Here is a 17,960-nt window from a genome sequence, read left to right as displayed (position 1 = left end):
TTATTACATTTCATTCCATAAAACCACTCGAAGTGACGTTCAAACCGTCATCCTCAGCTTGACTGGGGATCTCATTATTTGAAGCTATAAAGTAATAGCTCTCGAATCACGTCCGAGATGATTTTTTCCCCTCTTGAGAGGGGTTAGGGGTGTGTTTGAAATACCGTCATCCTGAGTTTGACTGGGTATCTCATTATTTGAGGTTACTAAAGTAATAGCTCTCGAATCACGTCCGAGATGAGGTTCAATTGTCAATTCGAGCGCAGTCGAGAATCTACAACAAAGGTTTTCCCCCTCTTAAGAAAGGTTAGGAGAATATTTTTAAATACCGTCAGTTCGAGTACCGGAGAGCAACGAAGGTGTATCGAGAACAGATCCACAATACTTCTCGATATAATTTTATTACATTTCATTCCATAAAACCACTCGAAGTGACGTTCAAACCGTCATCCTGAGTTTGACTGGGGATCTCATTATTTGAGGTTACTAAAGTAATAGCTCTCGAATCACGTCCGAGATGAGGTTCAATTGTCAATTCGAGCGCAGTCGAGAATCAGCAACAAAGGTTTTTCCCCTCTTAAGAAAGGTTAGGCGAATGTTTTTAAAATACCGTCAGTTCGAGTATCGAAGTGCAACGAAGGTGTATCGAGAACAGATACGCAATACTTCTCGATACAATTTTATTACATTTCATTTCATAAAACCACTCGAAGTGACGTTCAAACCGTCATCCTCAGCTTGACTGGGGATCTCATTATTTGAAGCTACTAAAGTAACATATCTCGAATCACCTCCAAGTTAACAGTTTATTTGTCAATTCGAGCGCAGTCGAGAATCTGCAACAAAGGTTTTTTCCCCTCTTGAGAAAGGTTAGGCGAATGTTTTTAAGATACCGTCAGTTCGAGTACCGGAGAGCAACGGAGGTGTATCGAGAACAGTTACGCAATACTTCTCGATACAATTTTATTACATTTTATTCCATAAAACCACTCGAAGTGACGTTCAAACCGTCATCCTCAGCTCGACTGGGGATCTCATTATTTGAAGCTACTAAAGCAATAGCTCTCGAATCACCTCCGAGATGATTTTTTCCCCTCTTGAGAGGGGTTAGGGGTGTGTAAAAAACAGATATTATATTACCTCCAAGTTAACAGTTCAATTGTCAATTCGAGCGCAGTCGAGAATCTACCACTAGTTTACTTAAATTTATAGTCATTAACTCCATAGAATCTTCAATTTCCCAATTTGGTTGGGTATCTTTTAAACACAATTTCAATTTAATTTTACAGTTATAGTCTATTAAACTATATTTACATCAAATTTAAAAAGAACAGCATTTAGAATTTCATTCAATGAATAAGGAAACCCTTGGAAATGATGAATGGTTATTTGAAATAACCCCCAAAAATAAATTATTCAGCCTAAATTTAAAGGAGGTTTGGCAATATCGCGATTTACTATTTTTATTTGTAAAAAGAGATGTAGTAACCGTTTATAAACAAACTATATTAGGTCCGTTATGGTATTTAATTCAACCATTATTTACATCCGTAATTTTTACTATAATATTTAACAATGTGGCTGGTATTGATACAGGTTCAGTACCTCCATTTTTATTCAATTTGGCAGGAGTAACTACTTGGAATTATTTTAAAGAATGTTTAACCGCTACATCAGACACTTTTAAAGCCAATGCAGGCTTGTTTGGAAAAGTATATTTTCCACGTATGATTATGCCGTTATCCATTGTGGTATCTAATTTAATTAAATTTGGTATTCAACTAAGTGTATTTATTGGATTTTATATATTTTATGTCATTAAAGGGATGCCAATTGTACCGAATACATTATTAATTGCCTATCCTTTATTAATAATTATTATGGCCATGTTAGGATTAGGATTGGGGATGATTATTTCATCAATGGTTACAAAATATAGAGATTTAACCTTTTTAGTAAGTTTTGGTGTGCAATTGTTAATGTATATTTCGGCTGTAATGTATCCTATGTCATTGGTAAAAGAAAAACTAGCTACCTATTCGTGGGTAGTAGAATTTAATCCAATGGCACATATCATTGAAACTTCGCGTTATATGTTGTTAAATGATGGAAGTTTGTCATGGAATGGTATTGGTTATTCGGTAGCTTGCACCGTTGTTATTTTTTTAATAGGTGTGGTTATCTTTAATAGAACAGAAAAAAGTTTTATTGATACGGTGTAAAAGGATTGAGAAGTGAGAAGACGTCTCACTTAAAACCGTCTCACTAATAACAAGTGAATAAAATGAATGAAGTTATACTAAAAATAGAAAACCTAAGCAAACAGTACCGGTTGGGTACGGTAGGTACAGGTACTTTAAGTCACGATTTAAACCGTTGGTGGCATAAAGTTCGTGGAAAAGAAGATCCGTTTTTAAAAATTGGGGATGTAAATGACCGCTCAACCAAAGGAGCATCAGATTATGTATGGGCTTTGAAAGACATTAATTTTGAAGTGCAAAAAGGCGAGGTATTGGGTATTATTGGGAAAAATGGCGCAGGAAAATCTACTTTACTAAAAATTCTTTCAAAAGTAACAGGCCCAACTACCGGAAGCATTAAAAGTAAAGGACGTATTGCTAGTTTGTTAGAAGTAGGTACAGGATTTCATCCGGAACTTACAGGTAGGGAAAACATTTATTTAAATGGTGCAATTTTAGGTATGAACAAAGCCGAAATTAACGCTAAAATTGATGAAATTGTGGCTTTTTCGGGTTGCGAACGTTATATTGACACACCTGTAAAGCGCTATAGCAGCGGTATGACGGTGCGTTTAGCTTTTTCTGTGGCCGCACATTTAGAACCGGATATTTTGGTGATAGATGAAGTATTGGCAGTTGGTGATGCTGAATTTCAAAAAAAAGCCATTGGTAAAATGCAAGACATAAGCAAAGGCGAGGGGCGTACCGTGTTGTTTGTGAGTCACGATATGGCTGCAATACAGAATTTGTGCACCGAATTATTAGTTTTAGAAAATGGAAAATCTATCTATCAAGGAAAGGTTGTAGAAGGTATTGACTTGTACTTAAAAGGGAATAGAAGTATAGATAATAAAAGCTTACTTAAAATAAAAAATCGTGTAGGTGATAAAACATCTTTATTTAAAAGTGTTTCTTTTTCAAGTGAGTATAAAGGGAAAATGTATTCAAAAACTGATAAAATATACTCAGGAAGTAAGGTGTATATAGATATAGAATTAAAAAATATATTAACAACAAAAAGAGCTATTTATATAGCTATGGATTTCGTAGATTCAAGAAATATTCCTGTAATGAATATTAGTAATGAATTTACAAAAAAACCTCTCTATTCAAAAGGTGAATTTTCTACTATAAGATTTGAAATACCAGATTTTAATTTAAGAGCTATGGAGTATTTAATATCATTATGGGGTGGAGAAGTAGGAACTGCTGGTTTTGATTATTTACAGAATGAAGTGAAAATTGAAGTGATTGAAACTGATTTTTTTGGAACAGGATCTATACCAAGAGCTAAACAACATGGTTATTTTTTATTACATAATAATTGTGAGAATATATAAAACTATTTCAAATATAGATAATAGAGGTTTTAATCTACAATTGTTAAATCTAAATTTGAACTAATGAAAGACTATTTAATTCTGTATAGAATCTATTTTGATTCTTTAACAAAGCAATTAAAAAAAAAGATAATTTTAATTTCTCTAAAATTATTAATGTTAAAAATAGATAAATTAAATATACTAAGATGTTGCTTAGATGTATTTAGACAATAATATGAGGCGTGGTTTATAGAAAAGGATTTTACTAAAATTATGGAAGTTAAAAAAAATATTTTATTTATATGCTGGTCTATAAACTTAGAAAAAGGGATAGGAACATTTTTTTGGGAACAGGCAGGAATTTTAACTGATAATTATAACGTAAAAATATGTGTATTTAAGAGAATTTTAATAGGAAGAAAAAAATATTATTTTGGAAATAATAAAATAACATATTCAAAAGAATTTACACCTAATAATATTGAATTGGTCACTTTCCAATATCCACATGTCGAAAAATTTTCAAAATCTAGAAATTTAGAAATTTATAATGATTTTGTGACACGTTCTTTCAATGATGTTTATGAAAATATAGATTTAATTCATGCTCAATGTGTTTTTAATGCAGGTATTGAAGCATTTTTTATTTACAATAAATTTAAAATACCGTTTGTTCTTACAGAACACAATCAGTTTAGTTTAAGACATAAAAGTATAGAACAACAACAATTAATCCAGGAGGTTTTGGAAAAAAGTAAAGAAATATTGGTTGTAAGTGATGATAAAGCCAAGCAATTTATAGCAAATGGATTTTTTTATGATTTTTTAAATGTGGGTAATTTAGTAAATTCAACGCTTTTCAATTCAACTGAAAGAATAAAAAAAGGAGATGTGTTTAATTTAATTACAATAGGGGCGCACCATCCAATAAAAAATCAAAGTTTTATTTTAAACGCATTAAAAATTGTGGATGATAAAATTTCACATCAAATTGTATTTACTTGGATAGGCTTCTCTGGATGGGGAGTAGATAAAAGAAATGAAGTTGAAGAATTAATTAGCACTTATAATTTTAAAAATATAGTTGTTGATTTAGAACCTAAATTAAATAGAGAACAGGTTTCAATTAAATTGAAACAAGCAGATCTTTTTTTATTTAGTAGTTTAAGTGAAGGTATGCCTGTTTCTGTTTTAGAAGCATTAGCATGTGGGGTTCCTGTTTGTTCCACAAATTGTGGTGGTGTTGATGAAGTAATTAATAAAAATAACGGATTAATTGTTAAAATAAATGCCTATCAATGTATGGCGGATTATATTGTGAAGGCAATTAATAAAGATATTGAGTTTGACAACAAAATAATTTCAGAAGAATTATTAAGTAATTTTGGAGAAGAGCCTTTTAAAGAGAGAATTGAAAGAATTTATAATAATGTATTAAAACCAAAATTTAATTAAGACAATTTTATGAAAGTTACGGTTTGTATGATTAATTATAATCAAGAAAAATTTATTAAAGAAGCCATTGAAAGTGTTTTAAAGCAAGAATGCGAGTATAATTTAGAATTAATAATTTCTGATGATTGCTCATCTGATAATTCGAAGAGCATTGTAAAGAGTATAATAAAATATCACCCCAAAGGAAATCTAATAACACTTGTTGAAAGAGGAAAAAACTTGGGTATGACTTCTAATTTTTTTGAAACATTTAAATTGTGTAAAGGTGATTTTATAGCACTTTGTGATAGTGATGATTTTTGGAGAGACAAATATAAATTACAAAAACAAATAGATTTTTTAGATAAAAATAAAGATTATGTAGTAAGTTTTCATGATGTAACTTTATTTGATGAAAATAGTAAAAAGATTAACAGGGGCTATATAATAAACAAAGTTAAAAGAGATTATATTAGTATTGAATTAGCATGTGGTGCGTTTTTAATGCCTGTAACTATGTGTTTTAGAAATGTAATTACAGAAATACCTGAAGAAGCATATAAAGTAACGAATTGGGATGTGTTTTTAATTAGTATGTTAGGTGGGTTTGGAAAGGCAAAGTTTATGAATGATATTATACCTGCTGGTTATAGATTGCATCAAAACAATGTAAGTGGTACACTTACTGAAGTAAATAAGGACTATCAGAGAAAAGTTACCTTTTATTATCTTTTTAAGTATTATAATAGAATTAAGAAAACTAACATTGCTTATAATTACTTCTTAAAATATAATCGATCAATTAAAGAATTAATAAAACATAATTTACAACATAAAAATAGACTAGAATTTTTAAAATTATATTTTAGTTATTTAGATAGTTGTATTAAACATGGTTATTTTAAAAGGATAGCATATATTACCAAAGATGTATTAAAATTTGTAATGAAAAAGTATGAATAAACCTTTAATATCAATAATTTTGCCAGTTTATAATGGTGAACAATTTTTAGAAAAAGCAATCGAAAGTTGTTTAAGTCAAATTTATAATGCAATAGAATTAATAATTGTAAATGATTGCTCATCGGATAATACATTAGAAATTGCAGAACGATTAGCGAAGGCTGATGAACGTATTAAAATTATAAATAATACTGTAAATAAAAAACTACCAGAGAGTCTAAATATTGGTCATAAACAAGCTAAAGGAAATTATATTACTTGGACATCTGATGATAACCTATTAAAAACAAATTGTTTACAGGAACTACTTAATGCAATTATAGAGCAAAATGCAGATGTTGTATACGCAAATAATGATGTGATAGATGAGAATGGAATTGTAAAAAGAGAAAACATAAATGGACCAATTGAACATGTTTTATTTGGAAACAAAATAGGAGCTTGTTTTTTGTATAAAAAAGAAGTTTTTAATGCATTAGACGGTTACAATACTTCTTTATATTTATTAGAAGATTATGATTTTTGGTTACGATGTGTTGAGCAATTCAGAGTTAGTGCTGTTAAAAATAATTTGTATCAATATAGAATTCACTCAAATAGTTTAACCTCTTCTATTTCAAATTCAAAGCATAATAAAAATAAACATAGTTTAGGTATAAAACAAATGTTTAATATAATTGGCGAAAAATACAATTGGAATTCCTTAACGTTATCATTATTGATTGCAAGCAGATTGAATTATCAAATAGATATTGATAAGTATCTGAAGAATATGTTATCAATAGAACAGGATGTTGTTAAATTTGGATATGGTTTTGATAAAGATTTGGTTTTAATCGGACTAAAAAAATGTATACGTAAGCAATTGTTTGTTAATAGTTCAAATTATTCAATTAGAACAGTACTTAAAGTTTTAATTTATGATAAGTCATTGTTATTTCATAAGAGCTTTAGTAGAAAAACGACTGTAAACTTTATATTGAAATCTCTTTTTAAATTATGAATTTACTGTTACAATAATTATGGTTATAAGGAATATAGTACACTTTATTATTGAAACATTGACATCTATTAAAAATCAAATTTATGGATTTTAACAAAATTGCAATAATCACTACTGTTTCAAATGTTTCATTATATAAACAAACAATACAGTTTTTTCCTAAGGAATACAAAATATATGCTATTGATGGAAGTAATGGGTTATTTGGCTTACAAAGTTTTTTCTTTTTTTTTAAAAAATTAAAAAATAAAAATTTCAAATGGTTAGTTCATATTGATGAGGACGTATTATTTGTAAAACCAACAGAAATAGTTCATTTAATAAAGCAATTAGAAAATGAAAATATTGATGTTTGCGGTATACGGGATGGAGGTGTTTTATCTTGGAGAGATAAAAATCCATATTTAATGAATCCTTTTTTTTGTATACTTAATATTGAGAGAATTTTTGAAAAATTTAATAAATTGGAGATATTGAAAAATCAATATCTCATTCCAGAAGAATTTAAGGATGATTTATCAAAACTTAAGTATGGATATGATACAAATTCATTATTTGAGCATTATTATTGTTTTTTCTTATGGTTAAGAAGAAATAATTATAAATTTAAATTTTTAAAGGTAAAAGAAGCGGGTTTTTTAAATGATTTGGAAACTACTGAAGTTTATAGTCTAGATAATAAATTGTTGCTTTATCATACATGGTATGCAAGAACCTATAATAAAAACGACGATCATACTACTCGAATTAATAATGTAATTAAATTAGGAATTTTTCCTGATAAATATCTATTTAAGCGAGTAAAATGGTTAACGAATTACTCTTTTACATTTAATAAAATGTTATGGAAATTTATTAATAGATTTATAAATATTTTCAAATGAATCCTACTGTTACAATCATTATGGCTACCTACAACAGAGCGTATTTTATTGTAGAAACATTACAATCAATTCAAAAGCAAACCTATTTGAATTGGGAGTGTTTAATTGTTGATGATGGGGGAACTGACAATACAAGAGAAGTAATAAGTTCGATTTTAGAAAAAGATAATAGATTTCAATATTTAAAAAGACCAACCACTTATAAAAAAGGTTTACCTGGCTGTCGTAATTACGGATTGGATTTAGCGAAAGGAACTTATATCATTTTTTTTGATGATGATGATATTGTACATCCTCAAAATTTAGAAATATGTGTAAATGAATTAAATAATAATCAGTACAGTTTTTGTAGATACATTAGAGAAGTATTTTTTGAGAAATTTGATTATAATTATAATTTAACGAAAGAATATAAATCAAATATTATATCTATACATGATTTAGAGAAAGTTTTAAAAAACGAGATTCCATTGAATTCTTGTTCGGTAATGTGGCGAAAGGAACTATTTTTAAAAGATAGATTTGTTGAAAATTTAATGTATGCCGAAGAATGGGAGTTGTATTTAAGGTTACTTTCCAATAATATTAAAGGGATAACAATTGATAAATGCCTTTTTTATGGTAGAAAACACTCAAAATCAAATACAGGGGAATATTATTTAGGTAACCCTATCAGAATAAATTCAAAAAAAGAAGCAATAAAATTAGTTGTTAAAAATTTGAAAACTAAAAATTTGCTAACAGAAAGTATACTAAAACATTTAATTGGTTTTGCTATTTCGTTTAGAGATACTCAACTATTTAAAGATATTGTTGAAATTTCAAAAATCACATTTAAAAAAAGAGTATTTTTAACATTTAAATTTTATAGGTATCCTTTTTGGAAATTTTATAAAAAACTAGAAAAATAGACGAATGAATATTTTGCTTTGTTTTGGAACACGTCCAGAAGCTATTAAAATGGCTCCACTTTATGTTGAATTAAAGCAATACTTTCATGTAAAAGTATGTGTTACTGCGCAACATAGAGAGTTGTTAGATCAAGTTTTACAATTTTTTGAAATTACCCCAGACTATGATTTGAATTTGATGAAGAAAAATCAGTCGTTAAATGGCTTGTTTGCTAGTATATTAGAAAGTATGGATACGATTTTAGGTACTGATTCTTTTGATTTGGTGCTAGTACACGGAGATACAACAACTTCATGTGCTGTTGGTTTAGCAGCTTTTCATAAACGAATTAAAGTGGGGCATATTGAAGCTGGATTGCGTACCTATAATAAACAATCACCGTTTCCGGAAGAATTGAACAGACAATTAACAAGTAAGATTGCCGATTTTCATTTTGCACCTACGCAACAAGCATATGATAATTTAAAACGAGAAGGGGTTGACATTCATAATATTGTTATAAGTGGTAATACAGTAATTGATGCTTTAAAATTGACAAAACTAAAATTGGAAAATGGATTTGAAAACGAGAAGATAAATCAGTTAAAAAGCACTTTAAATTTTAGTAATAAGATAATTTTAGTTACAGGGCATCGGCGAGAAAGTTTTGGACAAGGATTTGAAAATATTTGCAATGCTTTGTTAGCTATTTCAAAACAAAACGATGTTGAAATTGTGTATCCAGTTCATTTAAACCCAAACGTACAAGATACCGTATTTAAAATGCTTTCAAATATAAATAATATACATTTAATTGAACCATTAGATTACCCAACATTTGTTTGGTTAATGAGTATAGCCAGTTTAATTATATCCGATTCAGGAGGTGTTCAAGAAGAAGCACCAACATTTAAAGTTCCTGTGTTGGTAACAAGAGAGACTACTGAACGAGAAGAAGGTATTCAGGAAGGTTTTTCGGTTTTGGTTGGAACTAACACAAAAAATATAGTAAACATAGCGATGGAATTTTTAAATAATCCTGTTGATTATAAAAATAAAGTGAATCCTTATGGCGATGGAAACGCTCATAAAGTAATAAGTAAAACTATAAATGATTTTTTCAATGTTACCTAAGTCATTTTTGTTAATAGTAATTATACACATTCCTATATCGTCATTAAAAACCAATTGTTGAGGAGATTATTTAAATATGAAATAGGTCAGAATGTAAAAATTATTAAATCTATTATTAATTGTAAATCCGTAAAAATAGGTAATAATGTATATAATAGCTGATAGAAATGTTTTTTTCCTGCGAAAAAATAACTATTGGTAATAATACGAATATTCATTCTGGCAATTCTTTTATAGGAAACTCAAATTTTAGAATAGGAAAGGATTTAAGAATCATAAATAATCATCATTTTGATTTATGTAAAGATATAAATATAGGAGATAGAACTTGGATTCCTGGAAATGGCTCTCAGTTTTGGACACACGGATCATTAGATGCAAATTGAATAAAAAAGATTTATCTATTAATATAGGGAATGATTTATATATTGGTTCTTCTGTTAATTTTGTAATAGGAGTGAAAATTAATTCTTTTAATTTGATTGGTTTAGAAAGTTTTGTGTCAGGACCGTTTTTAGAAAATGAAACAGTTATTTTAGGAAATCCTGCGCAAGTGGTAAAAGGGATGTTGATTGGAGAATAAATTGGTAATATGACAAAAAAAATTCTTATTATATTAGATTCAATAGACGTAAACGATAGCAGTGGCTCTAAGGCTAATGTAGCTTTAATTCAAAATTTACAAGCTTTAGGCTATCGGTTAAAAGTAGTGCATTATACATTAAAAGAGATACAATTAAATGGGGTAGAATGTGTGGCTATTTCTGAAAGAAAGTTCAATTTAATGTATTTTTTAAGTCGAACTCAACGTGTTTTAACTCGTTTAACAAAAATTAATATAAATCCATTTATTGAAGGACTCATTGGCTTTTCATTTACATTTTTAAATGATACAAAAAGTATAAAAAAAGCAATACTAAAGGAAAGGGGTTTTCAGCCAGACTTGTTATTAACCCTAAGCAAGGGGGGAAGTTTTAGACCTCATTATGCAGTATTACAAATTTCAGAACTACACAATAAATGGATGGCATATGTACACGACCCCTATCCATTTCATTGTTATCCAAGACCTTATGATTGGGTAGAGAAGGGAGCTAAATTTAAAGAAGATTTTTTTAGACAAGTATCTGAAAAAGCAATGCATTCTGCATTTCCGAGTCTATTGTTGCAAAATTGGATGGGGAGTTATTTTTCTAAATTTTTGGAGACAGGTATAGTAATTCCACATCAAAATTTAGAGGTATCCACTAAAGAAAATATATATTTACCAGTTTTTTTTGAAAAAGAAAAGTTTAATTTATTTCATGCAGGTAATTTAATGAACACAAGACCTCCATTATTTTTGCTAAAAGCATATAAACAATTTTTAGAGGAAGTCCCTGAAGCAAAAAAAATATCAAAATTATATTTAATAGGTAATGTAGATTTTTATAAAGATAAAATTATTGAAATTCAAAATGATGTACCTCAAATATATTGTAGTTTTAAGCAGTTACCGTACAATTTAGTTTCAGAGATGCAAAAAAATAGTACTGTGAATTTTATTATAGAATCAAAAGCATCTATTAGTCCCTTTTTACCTGGTAAATTTCCACATTGTGTAGCTGCAAATAAACCAATAGTTTTATTATCGCCATATTATAGTGAAGTAAAGCGATTATTAGGTAAAGAATACCCATATATTTCAGAAGTGGATGATGTTGATAGAATTCAGAAAATAATATTAAAATTATATAAAGAATGGATTAAAGTCAAAGATATGAGGTTAAATCGACCTGATTTGGAAGAGTATATAAGCATTAATCATTTAGGAAATATTTTTAATAAATATGTGTTTAAAAATGAATAATCCTTTAATTTCAATAATTATTCCTGTTTTTAATTCATCAAGTCATTTGTTTGAAACATTGCAAAGTATTGAAAAACAATTGTACAGTAATTGGGAGTGTATTGTTGTTGATGATGGTTCAAGTGATAATAGTATTGATATATTGGTTTCTTTTGTTGAAAAGGACAAAAGATTTAAACTTTTTAGAAGACCGGTAGCTTTGAAAAAAGGAGCTAATAGTTGTCGCAACTTCGGATTTGAACAAAGTATTGGTGAATTTGTAAATTGGTTTGATAGCGATGATATTATGCTAGAAAATTTTTTAAGTGAAAAAGTAAAATCTATAAATGAAAATTTAAATTTAATTATAACATCAGGATATTCAAGTAGTTTTGATTTAAAATCGTGTAAACCAATTGATTTATTCTTATCAAATAATATTTATAAGCAATTTGCTCTTGGAAAATTACGAATTCTTACCCCATCAGTTTTATTCAGAAGAAGCTATCTTGAAAATAAATTGTTATTTTTAGATTGGATAAAAAGAGGGCAAGAATCAGAGTTTTTCTTACGTTTGTTTTATCAAGTTGATGTTTCTAATTTTATTATTTTAAATAAACATTTATTTTTATACAGGTCTCATAATGACTCAATCAGTTCTAAAAATAAGAATTATAATGTAGATTTTAAAGAATCTGAATTATACATTGTTAAACAAAATTTTGAAAGAGCCAATAAATTAAACGATAAGGAATTATTAAAAAGTTCTTTTAGACTGTTACTAAATCTACTTAAATTAGCAATAGTAAATTGTGATAACAAAAATAATGAAGACACTTACTTATATTTAAACACTAATCTAGTAGAAAAAAATAGATTTTTTATTTTAATTTTAAAATTGATTATTATAACATCAAAACATATTGATATTTCATTTTTAAAATGGGATAAATTTTTAAAAAAATATCCAATTAACTTTTAAATAGACAAAATGAAAAAAAAGCCTACATATTTTGGGAGAAAGGTATTTGCATCAGAAATGTTGGGTAAATATTTTTCTCAAGTCCCGAATAATGTTATTAGCGATATTGGTGCTGGATATGGTAATATGAAAGCTCCAATAGAAGAGTTAGGAGCCATTTGGCAACCTTTTGATTATTACAAAAAAATGGATTTTTCTGTGATTTGGGATTTAAACAATCCATGCTCAGTTGGTTTTGAAAAGCCTGGAGTAGTTTTATTTTTGGAAGTATTAGAACATTTAGCAAATCCTTTATTAGGTATTCAACATATTGCTGAACATATGGAAAAAGATGGAATACTCATTTTAACAACTCCAAACCCGCAATCGAGTAAAAATAGATTGAATTTATTATTGAAAGGTTCATTGTATGCATTTCAAGAGAAACATTTAAAAGAACATCATGTTTTTACACCTTGGGAGCATATTGTTAAATTTTATTTAGAGTCATCAGGTTTTGAAATTTTGGAATACGCCATAGTAGACACGGCTTACATAAACAAAAAACCATCTACGGTAAAGGGTTTTATCAAATATTATATCGAACGTTTTATTGAGTACAAATATCCTAAATCAAAAGGAATGAGTTATGGAATAGTTGCACGAAAAAAATAAACATGAAAACATTAATAATCGCTGAAATAGCACAAGCTCATGAGGGAGATATCGACTTTGCACATAGGTATATAGATGCGCTCGCTTCTACAGGTGTTGATGTAATAAAATTTCAAACCCATATTGCTGCTGCTGAAAGCAGTTTGTATGAACCTTTTAGAGTTAAAATGGCAACTGATGATAAAACACGGTTTGACTATTGGAAGCGTATGGAATTTACCTTAGACCAATGGAAGGAGTTAAAACAGCATTGCAATAAAGTTGGATTGGAATTTATGAGTTCACCTTTTAGCAATGCAGCAGTTGATTTGTTAGAAGAGGTAGGTGTAAAGCGCTATAAAGTGGGGTCAGGCGAAGTTTCCAATTTTGTACTGCTTGAAAAATTAGTGCAAACTAAAAAGCCAATTATTATTTCTTCAGGGATGAGCTCCTATGATGAATTGGACAAAACCGTAGAGTTTTTAAAAAAGAAAAAGGCTAATTATTCCATATTACAATGTACTACTTCTTATCCTGCAAGTCCAGAACAATGGGGGTTAAATGTTATAAGTGAGTTAAAACAGCGCTATCAAGTACCTGTTGGATTTTCAGATCATTCATCATCTATTGAAGCGTGTATTGCCGCCGTTGCGTTAGGTGCTGAAATTATTGAGTTTCATGCTGTTTTTGATAAAAATTCAACTGGACCAGATGCAAAGTCGTCATTGACTATGAATGAAATTTCACAATTGGTAAAAGCTGTTCGTGCTATTGAAATGGCTAAAAATAATCCAATAGATAAAACCGACAATTCAACTTTTACAGATTTAAAGCAAATTTTTGAAAAATCATTGGCTGTTAATAAAGATTTAAAAGAAGGTCACATACTTACTTTTGATGATTTGGAAACCAAAAAACCCAAAGGGTATGGTATGGATGCTTCCAAATTTGAACTTATAATTGGTAAAAAACTAAAAAGGGATTTAATGCAGTGGGATTTTTTGAATGAAGGGGACGTGTCTTCGACAGGCTCAGACTGACAATGACAGCCTTCAACAGCCTTCGACAGGCTCAGTCTGACAAAGCCTATTAGGAGTTGGTCTGTTACACTGAGCTTGTCACACTGAGCTTGTCGAAGTGTGCCTGTTAAATAGTTATTACTATATTTGTAATTAAATAAACTAAAATTGCTATGAAACAATACTATGTGTACATTTTAAAATGTGCAGATAATTCCTATTATACAGGAGTTACAAATTCCTTATAAAGAAGAATATATGAACATAATTATGGGAGAAGCGAAAAGGTTTATACTTATTATAGACGTCCGGTAGATTTAGTTTGGTATTAATCGTTTACCGATATTGAAGAAGCTATTGCTATTGAAAAAAGGATAAAAGGATGGAGCAGAAGGAAGAAGGAGGCTTTAATTAATGATGATTGGGAAAAAATTGTGGAGTATTCAAGAAATTATACGCAGTATGGTAGGTCTTCGACAGGCTCAGACTGACTTCGACGGGCTCAGACTGTCTTCGACAAGCTCAGTCTGACTAGTGCATAAAAAAAGCTTATTAGAAGTTGGCCTGTCACACTGAGCTTGTCTAATTTGTTGAAATGTTTTAATGAAGTTAGGCAGTCACACTGAGCCTGTCTAATTTGTTGAAATGTTTTTATGAAGTTAGCCTGTCACGCTGAGCTTGTCGAAGTGTGCCTATTGAAGTACCATAAATGTATACACATTTTTATTTTTAACTTTATTCTGTTAACAAATAAACCCATATAATTTTTCCCTCTTCCTTAAAATTATATACTTTTAAAATCTGATATAAATTTTATCATGAATAAAAGAAAAATAGCCGTAGTAATAACCGCTCGACCTTCCTATAGCAGGATAAAAGCGGTATTAACAGCACTTAAAAATCATCAAAAAATAGAATTGCAATTAGTGGTTGCAGCTTCAGCGCTGTTAGATAGATATGGTTCTGCAGTAAATTATATTGAAAAAGATGGATTTACAATAGCAGCACGTGTGTTTAATGTGTTGGAAGGTGAAAATTTAACGGCAGCAGCTAAAACAACTGGCATTGGAATTTTGGAATTATCAACGGTATTTGATAATTTAAAACCAGATATTGTTGTAACAATTGCCGATAGGTTTGAAACTATGGCAACTGCTATTGCAGCGTCTTATATGAATATTCCTTTAGCACATATTCAAGGAGGAGAAGTTACTGGGAATATAGATGAAAAAGTGAGACATGCCATTACAAAATTAGCAGACTATCATTTTGTAGCTTCAAAAGAGGCTAAAGACCGTGTTATAAAGTTAGGTGAAAATCCTGAAATGGTATTCAATACAGGTTGTCCATCCATTGATATTGCACATGAAGTTACCCAATTGCCAAACTTACAATTTGATCCCTATAAAAAATATGGAGGCGTTGGAGCAAAACCAGCTATAAACAATGGGTATATTGTGGTTATGCAGCATCCGGTAACTACTGAATACAAAGATTCACGAAAACATATTGAAGTAACATTAAATGCCATAAATCAATTAAAGTTACCAACACTTTGGTTTTGGCCAAACGTAGATGCAGGTTCCGATGGAACCTCTACAGGAATTCGTTCGTTTAGAGAGCAACACCCATTAGATCACGTTCATTTTTTTAAAAATATGGAAGGATTTGATTTTTTAAATTTGTTACAACATAGCCAGTGTTTAATCGGAAATTCGAGTGTTGGCATTAGAGAATGTGCTTATTTAGGGGTGCCAGTTGTAAATATTGGTTCACGACAGCACAATAGGCAGCAAGGTGGTAATGTTACAAATGTTGATTATAGTAAATCTGAGATTGAAATAGCCATTAAATCGGCTTTAATAAATGGAAAATATAAACCGTCTTCAATTTATGGAGAAGGAAATTCAGGTGAAAAAATAGCCAATTTATTAGAAAGTTTACCTTTAAAATTTCATAAAACAATTACGTATTAATGAGAGTTTTAGGAATTATACCAGCAAGAGGAGGTTCTAAAGGAGTCCATCGAAAAAATATAAAAGTGTTGGATGGATTACCGTTATTGGCATATTCTATTCAAGCGGCAAAAGAAAGCAAATTATTATCACATGTTGTTGTTGCTTCAGAAGATGATGAAATTTTAGCAATAGCAAAATCTTTTAACTGTCCTGTCTTCAAAAGAAGTGAAAGTAATTCATTAGATCAATCTCCTATTACAGATGTGGTTAAAGAAGTGATCAATAATATAAATGATAATTACGATGTGATTTTATTATTACAGCCGACAGCACCCATAAGATCTGGAAATGATATTGACAATGTAATTAAGTTATTTGAAAAAGATTCAGCATTAAATAATGTAATATCTGTAGTACAGTTGCAAGATATCCATCCTGCTCGAATGTATACACTTAATAACAGCAATGAAATGATTCCATTAGCAAAGGAAAATGAAACAAAAAGAAGGCAAGATTTAGAAAAAGTGTATTTACGAAACGGAAGTATTTATGCTGTAACAACTTCCTATTTTTTAAAAACAGGTCTATTGATGGGGTCTCCGAAAAAAGCGTATGTTATGCCGGAATCTCATTGGTTGAACATAGATACGGAACGAGATTTTTTGTTGGCTGAGAATTTGGTTAAAATGTGGAAAGATGGAAGATTATAAAGTTAATTCTAAAATATTAAGAGCATGTATATCAGGAATCGATTCATTAGCAAGTGAGGCAGAGCTAAACCTTAAAAGTGTTGCAAAGGTAAAGTATGTGCATCTTTCTACAGAACAAGAATTAGTTGATTGTTTAAAAGAATGTGATATTTTTTGGTTTCGTTTGAATCATCAATTAACTCGAAAAATATTAGAACATTCAAATGTATCTTTTATTGTGTGTGCGGTTACTGGCTTAGATCATATTGATATTGAAGCTTGTAAGGAATTTAATATTAAAATTATTAGTTTAAAAAATGAATTTTCTTTTTTAAATGAAGTTAGGGCGACCGCAGAACATACTTTAGCATTAATGCTATTATTATCTCGAAAACTAAAAAGGGTATTTACCCATGTTGAAGAAGGAAATTGGGATAGGACCTTATTTAAAGGAACTGAATTATATAAAAAGAAAATAGGAATTTTAGGAATGGGTAGGTTGGGTAAAATTGTAGCGGAATATTGTGCAGTTTTTGGTGCCTCAGTTTATTTTTACGATACGAATAGATCTTTAAGTGAAGTTCCAAAATCATATATATGTTGTGATTCAATAGAATCCTTATGTTCAGAAGTGGATATATTGAGTATCCATATTCCATACAATTTGAAAAATCATTTTTTGATAAATAGAGCAATTCTCGATAAGTGTAAACCTGAAATTCTTATCTTAAATACATCAAGAGGAGGAATCGTGGATGAACAAGCTATAGCTTTAAATATAGAAAATAAAAAAATAGGAGGCTATGCCACGGATGTTTTATTTGGCGAGCCTATTATTAAAAATCATGTTTTGGTTAAATTAGCGAAGACTCATGAAAATGTTATTATTACTCCTCATATTGGTGGAAATACATTTGAATCTGTTGAGAAGACTGAAAATTTTGTTGCTCAAAAATTGCTAAAACTAATTAAAAATTAAC

At 29.4% G+C, this 17,960-nt stretch carries 17 protein-coding genes; all 17 read left to right on the top strand.

Translation table 11 applies throughout. From position 1 onward, the window contains the following. The first annotated feature begins 1,352 nt into the window (after nt 1-1,352). The 17 genes from ABY298_RS04865 (at nt 1,353) to ABY298_RS04785 (ending at nt 17,959) form a co-directional block, all read left to right on the top strand. Nucleotides 1,353-2,222: an ABC transporter permease gene (locus tag ABY298_RS04865; protein WP_372744885.1), complete on the top strand. Its 870-nt coding sequence runs from the start codon at nt 1,353-1,355 to the stop codon at nt 2,220-2,222. 62 nt (nt 2,223-2,284) lie between these two features. Next, nucleotides 2,285-3,580, top strand: a complete 1,296-nt coding sequence (locus tag ABY298_RS04860) for an ABC transporter ATP-binding protein (RefSeq protein ID WP_372744884.1) — start codon at nt 2,285-2,287, stop codon at nt 3,578-3,580. 255 nt (nt 3,581-3,835) lie between these two features. After that, a complete protein-coding gene (locus tag ABY298_RS04855) occupies nt 3,836-5,017 on the top strand; it encodes a glycosyltransferase (RefSeq protein WP_372744883.1) in 1,182 nt (393 codons plus the stop codon). 9 nt (nt 5,018-5,026) lie between these two features. Further along, nucleotides 5,027-5,959, top strand: a complete 933-nt coding sequence (locus ABY298_RS04850) for a glycosyltransferase (protein ID WP_372744882.1) — start codon at nt 5,027-5,029, stop codon at nt 5,957-5,959. Beyond that, the gene (locus ABY298_RS04845; protein ID WP_372744881.1) at nt 5,952-6,962 is read left to right on the top strand and encodes a glycosyltransferase family 2 protein; all 1,011 of its coding nucleotides are present in this window, start codon (nt 5,952-5,954) and stop codon (nt 6,960-6,962) included. Before ABY298_RS04850 ends, ABY298_RS04845 begins: the two co-directional genes overlap by 8 nt. 83 nt (nt 6,963-7,045) lie before the next feature. Next, nucleotides 7,046-7,846 carry a hypothetical protein gene (locus tag ABY298_RS04840; protein WP_372744880.1) on the top strand — a complete coding sequence of 267 codons (801 nt, stop codon included), beginning with the start codon at nt 7,046-7,048 and terminating at the stop codon, nt 7,844-7,846. After that, nucleotides 7,843-8,757, top strand: a complete 915-nt coding sequence (locus ABY298_RS04835) for a glycosyltransferase family 2 protein (RefSeq protein WP_372744879.1) — start codon at nt 7,843-7,845, stop codon at nt 8,755-8,757. The genes ABY298_RS04840 and ABY298_RS04835 overlap by 4 nt, the downstream gene beginning before the upstream one ends. A gap of 4 nt (nt 8,758-8,761) precedes the next feature. After that, nucleotides 8,762-9,871, top strand: a complete 1,110-nt coding sequence (gene wecB, locus ABY298_RS04830) for a non-hydrolyzing UDP-N-acetylglucosamine 2-epimerase (protein ID WP_372744878.1) — start codon at nt 8,762-8,764, stop codon at nt 9,869-9,871. A 167-nt stretch (nt 9,872-10,038) separates the two neighbouring features. After that, nucleotides 10,039-10,257, top strand: a complete 219-nt coding sequence (locus tag ABY298_RS04825) for a hypothetical protein (protein WP_372744877.1) — start codon at nt 10,039-10,041, stop codon at nt 10,255-10,257. Further along, on the top strand, nt 10,254-10,454 hold the full coding sequence (locus tag ABY298_RS04820; RefSeq protein WP_372744876.1) for a hypothetical protein: 201 nt from the start codon (nt 10,254-10,256) through the stop codon (nt 10,452-10,454). The genes ABY298_RS04825 and ABY298_RS04820 overlap by 4 nt, the downstream gene beginning before the upstream one ends. A gap of 9 nt (nt 10,455-10,463) precedes the next feature. Next, nucleotides 10,464-11,720 (top strand): UDP-glycosyltransferase, encoded by a 1,257-nt coding sequence (locus ABY298_RS04815; protein WP_372744875.1) that lies wholly within the window; start codon nt 10,464-10,466, stop codon nt 11,718-11,720. Beyond that, on the top strand, nt 11,713-12,681 hold the full coding sequence (locus ABY298_RS04810; RefSeq protein WP_372744874.1) for a glycosyltransferase family 2 protein: 969 nt from the start codon (nt 11,713-11,715) through the stop codon (nt 12,679-12,681). Before ABY298_RS04815 ends, ABY298_RS04810 begins: the two co-directional genes overlap by 8 nt. Nucleotides 12,682-12,690: 9 nt before the next feature. Next, nucleotides 12,691-13,335, top strand: coding sequence for a methyltransferase domain-containing protein (locus ABY298_RS04805; protein ID WP_372744873.1), 645 nt, complete (start codon nt 12,691-12,693; stop codon nt 13,333-13,335). 2 nt (nt 13,336-13,337) lie between these two features. Further along, entirely contained in the window at nt 13,338-14,354 is a 1,017-nt protein-coding gene (locus tag ABY298_RS04800) for an N-acetylneuraminate synthase family protein (RefSeq protein WP_372744872.1), read from the top strand. A gap of 797 nt (nt 14,355-15,151) precedes the next feature. Further along, on the top strand, nt 15,152-16,309 hold the full coding sequence (gene neuC / locus ABY298_RS04795; RefSeq protein ID WP_372744871.1) for a UDP-N-acetylglucosamine 2-epimerase: 1,158 nt from the start codon (nt 15,152-15,154) through the stop codon (nt 16,307-16,309). Beyond that, nucleotides 16,309-17,001, top strand: a complete 693-nt coding sequence (locus ABY298_RS04790) for a cytidylyltransferase domain-containing protein (protein ID WP_372744870.1) — start codon at nt 16,309-16,311, stop codon at nt 16,999-17,001. Before neuC ends, ABY298_RS04790 begins: the two co-directional genes overlap by 1 nt. Further along, entirely contained in the window at nt 16,988-17,959 is a 972-nt protein-coding gene (locus ABY298_RS04785) for an NAD(P)-dependent oxidoreductase (RefSeq protein WP_372744869.1), read from the top strand. The genes ABY298_RS04790 and ABY298_RS04785 overlap by 14 nt, the downstream gene beginning before the upstream one ends. Nucleotide 17,960 lies beyond the last annotated feature (1 nt).

This window comes from Lutibacter sp. (assembly GCF_041596795.1).
In the GTDB taxonomy this organism is placed as follows: domain Bacteria; phylum Bacteroidota; class Bacteroidia; order Flavobacteriales; family Flavobacteriaceae; genus Lutibacter.
This window is presented reverse-complemented; position numbering and strand designations above follow the sequence as displayed.